The 11,856-nt window shown below is 72.0% G+C and carries 10 protein-coding genes; 7 read left to right on the top strand and 3 right to left on the bottom strand.

The annotated features are described in order from the left end of the window. Positions 1-139: 139 nt before the first annotated feature. Both WMF28_RS03480 and WMF28_RS03475 read right to left on the bottom strand, forming a co-directional pair. Positions 140-436, bottom strand: coding sequence for a polyhydroxyalkanoic acid system family protein (locus WMF28_RS03480; protein WP_437600612.1), 297 nt, complete (start codon positions 434-436; stop codon positions 140-142). A gap of 54 nt (positions 437-490) precedes the next feature. Beyond that, positions 491-1,090: a peptidyl-prolyl cis-trans isomerase gene (locus tag WMF28_RS03475; RefSeq protein ID WP_437600611.1), complete on the bottom strand. Its 600-nt coding sequence runs from the start codon at positions 1,088-1,090 to the stop codon at positions 491-493. Positions 1,091-1,437: 347 nt separating this feature from the next. Between WMF28_RS03475 and WMF28_RS03470 the strand changes: the two genes are divergently transcribed. Further along, positions 1,438-5,652, top strand: coding sequence for a tetratricopeptide repeat protein (locus WMF28_RS03470; RefSeq protein ID WP_437600610.1), 4,215 nt, complete (start codon positions 1,438-1,440; stop codon positions 5,650-5,652). A 78-nt stretch (positions 5,653-5,730) separates the two neighbouring features. Beyond that, positions 5,731-6,219, top strand: coding sequence for an N-acetyltransferase family protein (locus WMF28_RS03465; RefSeq protein WP_437600609.1), 489 nt, complete (start codon positions 5,731-5,733; stop codon positions 6,217-6,219). A gap of 26 nt (positions 6,220-6,245) precedes the next feature. Here WMF28_RS03465 and WMF28_RS03460 read toward each other — a convergent pair whose 3' ends face one another. Further along, a complete protein-coding gene (locus WMF28_RS03460; RefSeq protein WP_437600608.1) occupies positions 6,246-6,824 on the bottom strand; it encodes a GNAT family N-acetyltransferase in 579 nt (192 codons plus the stop codon). Positions 6,825-7,683: 859 nt separating this feature from the next. On the opposite strand from WMF28_RS03460, the gene WMF28_RS03455 reads away from it, so the two are divergent. The 5 genes from WMF28_RS03455 to WMF28_RS03435 all read left to right on the top strand — a co-directional run bounded on the left by WMF28_RS03455 (position 7,684) and on the right by WMF28_RS03435 (position 11,826). Then, positions 7,684-8,511 (top strand): ABC transporter permease, encoded by an 828-nt coding sequence (locus tag WMF28_RS03455; RefSeq protein ID WP_437600607.1) that lies wholly within the window; start codon positions 7,684-7,686, stop codon positions 8,509-8,511. A gap of 40 nt (positions 8,512-8,551) precedes the next feature. After that, positions 8,552-9,415, top strand: a complete 864-nt coding sequence (locus WMF28_RS03450) for an ABC transporter ATP-binding protein (RefSeq protein ID WP_437600606.1) — start codon at positions 8,552-8,554, stop codon at positions 9,413-9,415. A gap of 12 nt (positions 9,416-9,427) precedes the next feature. Continuing rightward, positions 9,428-10,441, top strand: a complete 1,014-nt coding sequence (locus WMF28_RS03445; protein ID WP_437600605.1) for an ABC transporter substrate-binding protein — start codon at positions 9,428-9,430, stop codon at positions 10,439-10,441. Between the two features lie 64 nt (positions 10,442-10,505). Continuing rightward, a complete protein-coding gene (locus WMF28_RS03440; RefSeq protein WP_437600604.1) occupies positions 10,506-11,180 on the top strand; it encodes a glutathione S-transferase family protein in 675 nt (224 codons plus the stop codon). A gap of 25 nt (positions 11,181-11,205) precedes the next feature. Continuing rightward, positions 11,206-11,826 carry a glutathione S-transferase family protein gene (locus tag WMF28_RS03435; protein ID WP_437600603.1) on the top strand — a complete coding sequence of 207 codons (621 nt, stop codon included), beginning with the start codon at positions 11,206-11,208 and terminating at the stop codon, positions 11,824-11,826. The last annotated feature ends 30 nt before the right edge of the window (positions 11,827-11,856 follow it).

Below are 11,856 nucleotides of genomic sequence, written 5' to 3'. Positions count from 1 at the left end.
CGCGGAGTAAAGCGCGCCGGGCAGGGGGCGGGCCCGATCAGCGCCGCGCGCGTGGAGGCGCGCAGCCCTGGAAAGCGCGGAGCTGCGGCGCTACCGCGCGCAGGTCTGCGCGGCGCTTCCTTGAATCCGGCCGCCGCGGCTAGGCCTTGGAGAGCACGGCCTCGAGCTTCTCGTTGACCTTCGACTCGATCGTGCCCTTCATCGCCTTCAGCAGGAACGGGAGATCGATCTCCACCTGGACGGCGGACGCCTCGACGCGCACGAGGCCCTTCGTCCCCTTCGCTGCGCCGCCCGGGGCCTCGAACCGGATGAGATCGCCTTCCCACCGCCAGCGGATACCGAGCTTGTCCTCCATGCCCCGCGCGAGCTCCTCCGCGCGCTGCCTGGCATCCTCCTTGGTGAGCGCGTGCTGCCGGCGGATGTCGATCGTCGCCATACGGTATCTCCACTCGTTCGCGCGCGCGGCGACGCGCCGCGCGGTAGGCCATCCTTACTCGATCCGGCGCGCGATCCAAAAGCCGCGCGGCGTGTCGACCGGGCCGCTCACGCCCCCCTTGGGGAGGCTGAAGAGCTCATACTCCGGCGCGGGCTCGAGCACGCCGCGCGGGATGTAGCCGAGATCGTCGGTCGATCCCTTGTCCCCCTTGCCGATGGCGGCCTTGAAGTCCGTCTTGGCGACCTCGGCGAGCTCCCTGGCGAGCGCGAGCGCGGCGTCCTTGGAGCGCGCGTTCGGCGTCGCGCCCTGCGCTCCACGGTACTGGATGAGCACCACGCCGAAGCGCACCTTCTTCGGCGCCTCGGCCGGCAGCCCGGGCGGCGCCTCGCCCGAGAGGAGCGTGATGCCCGCGTCGGATCGCGCCGCTTGCTCCGGGCCGCTCTCCTGGAGGAGGCCGGCACCGCCGGCGTCGCTCCCCGCGTCGCCGTCGTCCGCCGCCGTCGCCGCAGGCGAGCCGGCGTCGGCGTCGGCGTCGGCGCCCGCATCGGCGGGCGCGCTGGCCGCGCCGCTCCCCTTCGGGCCGCCGTTCACGATGACGAACGCCAGCGCGCCCGCAAAGAAGAGCGTGTAGATGACCGCCGTCGAGCGCTGCATGGGCGGCAGCGCGTTAGCACAAGTGGAGGACGCTTGGCGAGGCCGTGATGGCGGCGCGCTCCGCCGGCCGGACGTCTCGAACCCGCGCCCGCCGCGCGTCGCTCGGTCGCCGGCCGCGTTTGTTCCGGCTTCACTCCGGCGCTGCTCCGGCTCCACGCCGGAGACAAGCACGCGACATGCCCGGGGAACTCGCCAATTTGAGGACGGCCCGTAGAAGAGGCGATCCAAGGACCACAAGCCCTGCTAGTAAGGAGAGCGGATGTCGGTGCATCCCGGCCTTTTGCAGGTCGAACGAGCGTGGAGGCGCCTGCGGAGGCGCTCGCAGCGCCGGCATCGGGTCGGGGAGCATGATCAAGGTCGAGTGCGACGGATGCAAATCGCCGTACCAGGTCGACGAGAAGCGCGTTCCCCCTGCGGGGCTCAGGATGCGCTGTCCGAAGTGCGGTACGAGCCTGCTGGTGACCAAGGGGGGCGCGGGTGCAGCACCTGCGCCGACGCCCGCGCCCACGCCTGCGCCGCGGGCTGTGGGAGGCTTACAGCTCTCGGAGCGGAGCGCGCCGGCGATGCACGACGACGCCGATCTGCCCGTGGCGGCCTCGGAGGACGTCGCGTTCCCCGCGGTCGCGCCTCCTCGTCGTCCGGGACCGGCGCCCGTTGCGACGCCGCCGCGCCGCGCGGCGCCCACGGCCCCCGCAGCGCCCGCGCCGCCCCCTGAGCCGTCGGGCCCCGAGGTCTTCGGCGAGATCGGCCTGCCCGACGTCCCCGATCGCCCGGCCCCGTCCGATCGGCGCAACGCCAAGACCGTGCCGCAGCGGCGCGGCTTCGGCGAGATCGATCTCATGGTCGAGCTCCCGAGCCCGACGGACGCCGAGGTGCAGGGGCTCGATCCCGACGACCTGCCGGTCGTCTACGGCAATATGCCCGCCGCGCCGGCCCCGTTTCCGGCGCGCTCGCGCGCGGAGTCCCGCACCGCTCCGGCGACGCCCACCGCGTTCGCCGAGTCCGACCTGCCGGCGCCGTCCGATCCGCATCCTCCCAGCAGCCGGCGCACCCTCGGGTTCGGCATACGGGACTCGCGGCCGAGCGCCTCCTCGGGGTTCGGCGCGCGCGATTCCGGGGCCGCCTCGCAGCCGCTCAGCCGCGGGCGCACCCGCGGGATGGGGGACGTCGCTCCGCCCCGCGTGGCCCCGGAATACGACTTCGGAGACCTGGACGACGACGCGCCCCCGGCTCCGCCGGCGCGTTCCAGCAGCGGGTCCATGTCGTTCGGCTTCGGCGAGCTCGAGCTGCCGCTCGAGGGCGACGGTGACGCCGAGCTGCCCTCACCCTCGGGCGACCTGCCCATCATCGCCAGCGATCTGCCGAACTCGGTCCCGGGCGTGATCGGCATGCCCGCCCCGTTCTCGAACGCGGGCCTGCCCGCGCCGGTCTCCGCACCGCTCCCCTCGCCGGTGCGCGCCGGGCTCCCAGCCGCGGCGTCCGCCGGCTACCCTGCCGCGGCGTCCGCCGGCTACCCTGCCGCGGCGTCCGCCGGCTTTCCCACGAAGGCCACGGGCACCGCCCTTCCCACGAAGGCCACCGGCACCGCCCTTCCCACGAAGGCCACCGGCACCGGCTTGCCCGCCGGACCGGGCACCATCGTCGGCGCCGAGCTGTTCGACGAGGCCCCGCCGGACTACGACGACTCGCGCGTCGGCGCCGCGTTCCAGGCGCCCGGGCCGCGCCCGATCCCGCACGCGGCGCCCGAGCCCCCGAGCAGCGGCGCGATGCCGCCGGCCGACCTCGGCGGCGCGATGCCGCCGGCCGACCTCGGCGGCGCGATGCCGCCGGCCGACTTCGGCGGCGCGATGCCGCCGGCCGACTTCGGCGATGAGATCGCGCTCGGCGAGAGCGTGACGCACCTCGCCGCCAGCGCCGCGCCCACCGTGTACGATCCGTCCGACCGCTCCGCGAACTTCACGCAGACGCTGGCGGACGACGACGATCGGGGCATCGAGCTCAGCGAGCCGAACCCCAGCGTCGGCGACGAGGTCGATCTCACCGGCGCGGGCACCGAGATCGGCGACCTGAGCGCCGGGCCGGAGGCGCAGGTCGAGAAGCCCGCGCCTGCCCAGGAAGCCCCGGCGCAGAAGTCGAAGATCAAGCGCTACGTCGTCGCGGTGCTCGCCGTCGCCGCCGTCGGCGGTGGCGCGCTCGCGCTCGTTCCGGACGTCGGCGCCTTCGGCGTGAACCTCATCAGCGACCGGCTCAACGTCTTCGCGTACGAGGCCGCGCTCGCCGATCTCCGGCAGCGGACCCAGACGGCCCTCGCCCTGGACACCGCCTCGGCCGCGAGCGGCGCGCTGAACGACGCGAAGGCCACACGCACGAGCGCGCCCCGCCACCGGCCGACGATGGCTTACGCCGCGTACGTCGCCTTCGCGCGCAGCATCCGCTTCGGGCACCGGACCATCGACGACGCCTTCGGGAAGGAGATGGTCACGCTCGCGAGCTCCCATCCGGGCGACCTGCTCACCCTGGCCGTCGCGACGCAGGACGCGACCACGGGCCAGCTCCCGCGCGCGCGCCAGGCCGCGCAGGCGCTCGGCGCCCAGCTCAAGGACGACATCGACGTCGCCGTCCTCGCCGCCGAGATCGAGCTCCTCGCCAAGGACGCTCCCAAGGCGATCGCGGCCTGGCAGCGCGCGACCGAGCTCCAGAAGAGCGCGCGCACGCTGTTCGGCCTGGCCCGGGCGCAGCGGCTCGCCGGCGACGCGCCCGGCGCCGAGGCGAGCGCCAGGAGCGCGCTCGAGGCCTCGCCGGACCACGTCGGGGCCCGCACCCTGATCGCGTCGCTCCTCTGGCAGACGCCGGGCCGCGAGCAGGAGGCGCTCGACCTGCTCGGCAAGGTCACCGGCGACGGTCCGGTCCGCGCCGCCGCGAGCGACCCCGAGATCGTCGAGTCGTACACGCTGCTCGGCACCATCCACCTCACGAAGTCCCGCATGAGCGCGGCCGAGCAGGCCTTCGCCGCCGCGGCGAAGATCGATCCGCAAGCGGTGCGCGCGCTGATCGGCAACGGCGAGGTCCTCTACCGGTCCGGCCGCTACTCCGAGGCGCAGGCGCGCTTCGAGGCCGCGGCCCGCGCCGACGCGCAGAACCTCGCCGCGCACATCGGCAAGGCGAAGACCTGGCTCGCGCAGGAGCGCATGAAGGAGGCGAAGGACCTCCTGAAGGGGCTGCAGAAGACCCACGCGGCGGATCCGCAGGTCGCCTACTGGATCGGGCGCACCGAGCTCGCGCTCGGCAACAAGAAGGAAGCGGAGCAGGCGTACCTCGACGCGGTGAAGTCGAGCGAGAACCGCCCGGAGGTCGTCGACGCCTACGTGGCGCTGTCCTCGCTGCTGTCGAGCCTGGGCCGCAACGAGGCGGCGGCGGCGAAGCTGTCGGAGGCGACGGCGAAGTTCCCGGAGCTGCCGGCCCTCCACAAGGCCAAGGCCGAGGTCGCGCTCCAGACCGGGAAGTACGAGGAGGCCCGGCTGGAGCTCGAGCTCGCGCTCGCCAAGGAGGAGGACCTCGGCAGCGAGTTCAAGCTGGGGGAGGCTTACCGCCGCCTGCGCCGGTTCGAGGACGCGGCGCGGGTCTTCGACAAGGTCATGGCGGCGGACAAGGACTACCCCGGCCTGGCGCTGGAGCGAGGGCTCCTGTTCGAGGAGACCGGGCAGAGCGAGCGCGCGCTGGAGATGTACGCCGACGCGCTCCGCAAGGCGCCGAACGACGTCGATCTGAAGCTGCGCGTCGGCTCGACCCAGGTGATGGCGGGGCACGCGAGCCAGGCCGAGCCCATCCTGCGCGAGGTGCTCAAGGACAAGGCGAACTCCGCCGAGGCGAACCACTTCCTCGGCCGCGCGCTCCTGGCGCGCGGCACGAACATAGCCGAGGCGCTGCGCTTCCTGGAGCGCGCCTCGGAGATCGACCCGAACCGCGCCGAGTACCACCTTTACGTCGGCTGGGGCGCCAACGAGACGGGCCAGACCGCGCGCGCCGAGATGGCGCTGAGGCGGGCGCTGGAGCTCGACGCGGAGCTCGGCGACGCGTACTGGCAGCGCGGCGTCCTGCTGCAGAAGCAGGGGGCGAGCCGCGACGCGCTGGCGGATCTGCAGATCGCGCTCGAGAAGCGGCCGTCCCGCTACGAGGCGTACGCCACGATGGCGCTCTGCTACCAGGATCAGGGCAACTGGCCGGCAGCGGAGGAGGCCTGGCGCAAGGCGATCGCGTCCAACGACAAGGTCCCCGACTGGCACTACCGCCTCGGCAAGATCTACGCGTCGCGCGGCAACCGGGCCGGGGCCGCGACCGAGATGGCGCAGGCGGTCGCCCTGGGCGAGTCGCCGGAGCGCTCGGCCCCGCCGTGGCTGTTCGACGCGCACTTCCTCCTGGCCGAGGCGCTCCGCGCGACGAACAACCGCGAGAAGGCCATCCGCCACTACCAGCGCTTCCTGGAGACGGCGCCGACCGACAACGCCTACCGGCGCGACGCGCAGCAGGCGCTGGCGAGCCTGGGGGCGGGCAAGGAGCGCTGAGCGCCGAGCGCCGGGCGAGCGGTCGTCGCTCAGTCGTCGCTCAGTCGTCGCTCAGTCGTCGCTCAGCTATCCTGATAGATGACCTCCTCCATCACGGTCCGCGCGGCGGTGCGCGCGGACATGCCCGAGGTGGCGCGCTTCGCGGCGCAGCTCGTCCGCCTCCACCATGCCCTGGATCCTCACCGCTTCCTGTGCCTGGAGCCGATCGAGCCTGGCTACGAGCGATGGCTCACCAGCGAGCTCGGAAGCCCTGACGCCGCGATCGTCGTCGCCGAGCGAGGCGGCGCCGAGCCGGTGCTGGCCGGCTACGCCTACGGCCGCCGGGAGCCGCGCGACTGGAACAGCCTCCTCGACGCCTGCGGCGTGGTCCACGACCTCTATGTCGCCGAACCCGTGCGCCGGCTCGGCGCGGGCGCCATCCTGCTGGAGGCCATGCTCGCACGGCTCCGCGCCCTGGGTGCGCCACGCGTCGTGCTCCACACCGCGACGCAGAACACCGCTGCGCAGCGCCTGTTCGAGCGGTTCGGCTTCCGTCGCACGATGATCGAGATGACGCTCGATCTCTGATCGCTGCCAGCGCGCACCGAGGTGGCTTACTCCCGCCTTGGCCCCGCGAGCTCCGCGCCCGTCTGCGCCCACACCATCGTGTCGCGCGGCTCGCCCGCGGGCGTCAGGGCATCGGCCTCGAGCGTCGTCACGTGTCGATATCCGAGCCGTCGAGGCACGGCGGCGCTCGCCGTGTTCCGCGGGTCGCAACGGATCTCGACGCGGCTCACCCCGAGCTCCTCGAGCGCGACCCGGGTCAAGCGCGCCACGGCCTCGCTCGCGTAACCGCGGCGCGTCGCCGTCTCCCGGAGCCAGTACCCGATCTCGATCGCGTCCGGACCGATCCGCGGGTGCAGCCCCGTCCCCCCGAGCACCTCGCGCTCATCGCGCGTGAAGATGCCGTAATGGAAGTCGCGTCCTGCCGCGAAATCGTCCCGGAACCTCTCCAGGAGCACAGTGGTGGCGTCCATGGATGAAGGCTCGTGTACGGCCCACGGCATCCAGGGCCGCAGGTGCTCGAGGCTTACGTCGATCGCCTCCCTGATCAAAGGAGCATCCTCGGGCCGCCACGCTCGCAGCGCCAGCCGAGCGGTCAGGATACGAGACGGCGGGCGCTCACCCGCCATCGCGCCGCTCCGCGCCTGCCGCGATCGTGCACCTGACGACGAAGACGCTGCCCCGTCGAGCGCCGCGGACCGCGCGAGGGCCATGTCCCGAGCCGCAGAGCGCTCCAGCATGGAGACGAACCGTCGTCATACAGCGAAGCTTACAATGAAGACCTCCCTGGTACATCCCCGCATCTCCGGCCCAGTCCCCTCCCCGACAGCGCCATCCCCGCCGCAGACCCGTTACAGCGCCGCCGACCAGGAACGCCAAACGCCAACGCCCTCCCGGAGCGGCTTGACATTTCCGTTATAACGGACTAACATCCGTCGCGAAAGAGTAAGGCGGAAAACAGCAGCTCTCCCTCCCGGTGCGTTGAGAGGGGCTCGGTGTCCATGCCTGCGCGTGGATGACCCGCTCGAGCAGGGGCGCCACCCCATGGAGCGGCGCCGACTGCGCCTCTTTCTGTCGCATACGCGACAAACAAGACACGAGGAGGAAGGATGAAGATCTGAACATGCGCCCTCCCGAGAGGCGCGACGCCTCCCGGGCGTTTGACGTCGTTCGACCCTCCCATCTGCAGCGCCCCATCCCAGCGCTCGACGCTCCAGCGGAGCACCGGTCGAGCAAGCCGGCCCCGAGCACCTCGAACGTGCGCCGCGACAGGCGGTCCAGCGAGCCCGCACGGCATCACAGGACGCCGGTCGACTCGGTCACCGCCGCACGCCGGATGCATTGCTGCCGCAGCAACACATCACCAGCAATCCCTGCTCCTGTCGCAGCAAGTCCATGTCCAGCATGATGGATTGCGATCCGTTCCTGCGACAGCGCTCTGGCACGCTACCTGCTTTATCGATAGTTCGTCAGATGACAGCTCGTGAGATGACGCGAACGCAACCGACGATCGTGGCCGACGCGCGCACCGAGCGTGGAGCCGCGCGACGCACCTGGAGGGGTATCCGATGGGTCCGGATCCTCGTCCTCCTGTTCCTGCTCTTCGCGTGGCAGGCCGTGGCGTCGCTCGGCCTCGTGTCGCCGCGCGTGCTCGCGTCGCCGACCGCCGTGGCGCACACAGGGCTCACGCTCCTCGCCAGCGGGGAGCTGCCGAGTCACCTCTGGGTGTCGCTCGGCAGGGTCAGCCGGGGGCTCGCCATCGGCGTGGGCGCCGGCGTGACGCTGGCGCTCGTCGCGGGGCTGTTCCGGCTCGGTGAGGACGTGCTCGACGCTCCCATCCAGATGCTCAGGACCCTCCCCGTCCTGGCGCTCGTGCCGCTCTTCATCCTCTGGTTCGGCATCGGCGAGACGCCGAAGATCGCGCTGGTCTCGCTGGGCACGTTCTTCCCCGTCTACCTGAACACGTACGCGGGCATCCGCAGCGTCGACAACAGGCTCGTCGAGGCCGCGACCACGCTCGGGCTCGGCCGCCTCGGCCTCGTCGCGCATGTGGTGCTCCCCGGCGCGCTCCCCAACGTCCTCATCGGGCTGCGCCACTCCATGGGGATCGCCTGGCTCGTGCTGGTCATCAGCGAGCAGATCAACGCGACGGCCGGCATTGGCTACCTCATGACGAACGCACGCGAGTTCTTGCGGACCGACATCATCGTTCTCGGTCTCGTGATCTACGCCCTGCTCGGGCTCAGCACCGATCTGTTCGTCCGGTGGCTCGAGCGCAATGTCCTCGGCTGGCGCGCGGCGTTCGCCGGCCGGTGAGAGGGGTGACGCCCGTGAGCACAGCGTGGAGGCCGATGTGATGAGCACGATTCCTGGTCCCGCCGTGCGGCTCCGCGACGTCCGGCGGGCGTTCGGTGCCCGCCCGGTGCTCGGCGGCGTCGACCTCACCGTCCGCTCCGGCGAGTTCGTCGCGCTGCTCGGCGCGAGCGGCTCCGGAAAGAGCACGCTGCTGCGGGTGCTCGCGGGGCTCGACGTGCACGCGAGCGGCGACGTCCTGGTCCCGGAGAGGCGCGCCGTCGTCTTCCAGGAGCCGCGGCTCTTCCCGTGGAAGAGGGTATGGCGGAACGTCGCGCTGGGGCTCCCCAGCCCGCCGGACGAGGCGAGGCGGCGCGCGCTCCTCGCGCTCGCGGAGGTGGGGCTCTCGGATCACGCGAACGCCTGGCCGCTCACGCTCTCGGGCGGAGAAGCCCAGCGCGCGGCGCTGGCCCGCTCGCTCGTGCGCGAACCGGAGGTCCTGCTCCTCGACGAGCCGTTCGGCGCGCTCGACGCGCTCACTCGGATCCGCATGCACGGCTTGCTGGCCGAGCTCTGCGCCCGGCACCGCCCCGCCGTGCTGCTCGTCACGCACGACGTCGACGAGGCGCTCCTCCTGGCCGATCGCGCGCTGGTCCTCGCCAGGCCGTCGCCCGAGGCCGGGAGCGTGATCACCGCGGACGTCGCCATCGATCTTCCGGCGCCGCGGCGGCGCAGCGACCGCCGGTTCGCGGCGCTGCGCGGCGGGCTCCTGGCCCACCTCGGCGTCGAGGGCGACGAGCCGGACGACGCTCCGGTCATCGGGTCGGCCCCTTGCGCCGCCCTCCGCGCCGCCTGTCGCGCCGAAGGAGCGGCCTCACCCACCCTCGCTCCCGCCGAAAGGCGAACCCTGCCGGCTGTCGTCTCCTGAAGGGGAAAGACCATGTCCATCGCCGCTCTCCTCGATGCGCTCGCCCCGCTCCGCAACGCCGCGGCAGCGCTGCTCGCCCTGTCCATCGCCGCCTGCTCGAAGACCGGGGACTCGCCCGGGGCCGGCGAGCGGCCCGCGGTCGACCTCGGGACGGTGATGCTCCGGATCGGCGAGCAGACGGGCATCGTGAAGAGCGGGCTGGAGGCTGCGGGCCAGCTCGACGGGATCCCGTACAAGATCGAGTGGGCGACGTTCACCGCCGGCCCTCCGCTGCTCGAGGCCATCAACGCCGACGCGGTGGACATCGGCGCCGTCGGGGATACGCCCCCGATCTTCGCGCAGGCCGCCGGGGCCCCGATCCGGATCGTCGCGGTCACCCGGAACCGCCCCGAATACAAGGCGATCCTGCTCCCCCAGGGGTCGAGCATCAAGGCCTTCCGCGAGCTCAAGGGCAAGAAGGTGGCGGTGGCCAAGGGCTCCTCCGCCCATTACCTCTTGCTGGCGGCGCTCCGCCGGGACGGCCTCGGCATGGCGGACATCGTGCCCGTGTACATGAATCCGAACGACGCCCAGCCGGCGTTCGCCAACGGAGACGTCGACGCCTGGGCGGTCTGGGAGCCCCATGTGGCCAACAACGTGCGCCAAGGGGCGGTGAAGCTCCTCGACGGCAACGGGCTCACCGACGCGCTCGCGTTCCAGGTGAGCAGCGAGAAGGCCCTCGCCGATCCGGGCAAGGCCGCCGCGATCGCGGACTACCTGGCCCGCTCGCACAGGACCCAGGAGTGGTCGAACGACCACAAGGACGTGTGGGCGCGCAAATTCGCCGAGGTCACCAAGCTGCCGCTCGAGGTCGCTCAGGACATGTTCGCGCACTACGAGCCGAGATACGTCCCGCTCGACGACGACATCGAGGAAGCGCAACAGAAGATGGCGGACACCTTCTTCCAGGAGGGCTTGTTGCCGCAGAAGATCGAGGTCTCGCGGGTGTTCGACGAGCGATTCAACGGTCGCGTCTCGCCCCGATGAGCGCGCCCATTGCGTGGACTGCAGGAGAGCTTTTCGCGTGGCGGACGCCACGAAGGAGAACAGGATGACGAAGCTGCGACTTTTCAGCGCGAAGGCGTGCCCCTTCGCCCACCGTACCCGGCTCGTGCTTCAGGAGAAGGCGATCGACGCCGAGCTGATCGAGGTCGATCTGCAGAACAAGCCGCGGGCGTTCGTCGACGCCTCGCTCTACGGCAAGGTCCCGGCGATCGAGCACGAGGGGCGCCGCATCTGGGAGTCGGCGATCATCGGCGAGTACCTCGAGGAGGTCTTCCCCGATCCGGCGCTCCTGCCGAGGGATCCGGGCAAGCGCGCCCTGGCGCGGATCTGGATAGACTACGCGAACACGCGCCTCGTGCCGGCGTTCGCCCAGCTGCTCAGGGCCGAGACGCCGGAGCGCGAAGCGGAGGGGCGCAAGGCGCTCGGCGAGGTGCTCGCGTTCATCGAGCGAGAGGCGCTGGTGGGGTCGTCGGGCGGCGGGCCCTACTGGCTCGGCGCCGACGTCAGCCTCGTCGATCTCTCGTTTTATCCGTGGTTCGAGCGGCTGCCCGCGGTCGATCGCCTCCGCGGGTTCACCATCCCGGCAGGGCTCACGCGGCTCCGGGCGTGGATCGAGGCGGTGCAGGCGCGCGACGCGGTCCGCGCCACCTCGAATCCGGTCGATTTCTACGTGGAGCGTTACGCGAAGTTCGTGAAACCGGCGGCGGCGACGGCCGCCTGAGCGGGACCGAGGGACAGGAGACATCATGCTGAGACTCTGGGGTCACAAGAACTCTTCGAACGTGCAGAAGGTCCTCTGGGCGCTCGACGAGCTCAGGCTGGATTTCGAGCGCGTCGACGCCGGCGGGCCCTTCGGCCGCGTGAAGGACGCCGACTATCTCACCCTCAACCCCAACGGGCTGGTCCCGACGCTCGAGGACGGGTCCCTGACGCTCTGGGAGTCGCACGCGATCGTGCGGTATCTGTTCGCGCGCTACGGCTCGCCGCCGCTCCAGCCGGGCGATCTCGCGGAGAGGGCGCGCGCCGACGCCTGGACGGACTGGCAGTTCGGGACCCTGTGGCCCCCCGTCCGGACGCTCCTGGTCCAGCTCCTGCGCACGCCGGAGGAGCGCCGCGATCGGGGCGCGATCGACGGTGCGCGCAAGGCGGCCCTCGCCGCCCTGGGGATCCTCGACAGGCAGCTGTCACGGCACCCGTGGGTCGCAGGAGAGTACTTCACCATCGCCGATATCCCCCTCGGGGTGGCGGCGCAGCGGTGGTACAACCTGCCGATCGACCGGCCGGCGCTCCAGCACGTCGACGCGTGGTACGAACGCATCAAGCGCCGGCCGGGCTTCGAGCGCTGGGTGGACCTCCCGCTCACGTGAGGCGCGCGCCCCCCGCGGGCGCATGACGGC

The organism is Sorangium sp. So ce590, from assembly GCF_051521365.1.
Taxonomy (GTDB): Bacteria; Myxococcota_A; Polyangia; order Polyangiales; family Polyangiaceae; genus Sorangium.
Note: the sequence above shows the minus strand (reverse complement) of the source record. Positions and strands in the feature narration are given on the sequence as shown.

Excerpts from the sequence above, each read along its gene's own strand:
- WMF28_RS03480 (WP_437600612.1), bottom strand. The coding sequence starts at position 436 with ATGGCGACGATCGACATCCGCCGGCAGCACGCGCTCACCAAGGAGGAT.
- WMF28_RS03475 (WP_437600611.1), bottom strand. The coding sequence starts at position 1,090 with ATGCAGCGCTCGACGGCGGTCATCTACACGCTCTTCTTTGCGGGCGCG.
- WMF28_RS03470 (WP_437600610.1), top strand. The coding sequence starts at position 1,438 with ATGATCAAGGTCGAGTGCGACGGATGCAAATCGCCGTACCAGGTCGAC.
- WMF28_RS03465 (WP_437600609.1), top strand. The coding sequence starts at position 5,731 with ATGACCTCCTCCATCACGGTCCGCGCGGCGGTGCGCGCGGACATGCCC.
- WMF28_RS03460 (WP_437600608.1), bottom strand. The coding sequence starts at position 6,824 with ATGGCGGGTGAGCGCCCGCCGTCTCGTATCCTGACCGCTCGGCTGGCG.
- WMF28_RS03455 (WP_437600607.1), top strand. The coding sequence starts at position 7,684 with ATGACGCGAACGCAACCGACGATCGTGGCCGACGCGCGCACCGAGCGT.
- WMF28_RS03450 (WP_437600606.1), top strand. The coding sequence starts at position 8,552 with ATGAGCACGATTCCTGGTCCCGCCGTGCGGCTCCGCGACGTCCGGCGG.
- WMF28_RS03445 (WP_437600605.1), top strand. The coding sequence starts at position 9,428 with ATGTCCATCGCCGCTCTCCTCGATGCGCTCGCCCCGCTCCGCAACGCC.
- WMF28_RS03440 (WP_437600604.1), top strand. The coding sequence starts at position 10,506 with ATGACGAAGCTGCGACTTTTCAGCGCGAAGGCGTGCCCCTTCGCCCAC.
- WMF28_RS03435 (WP_437600603.1), top strand. The coding sequence starts at position 11,206 with ATGCTGAGACTCTGGGGTCACAAGAACTCTTCGAACGTGCAGAAGGTC.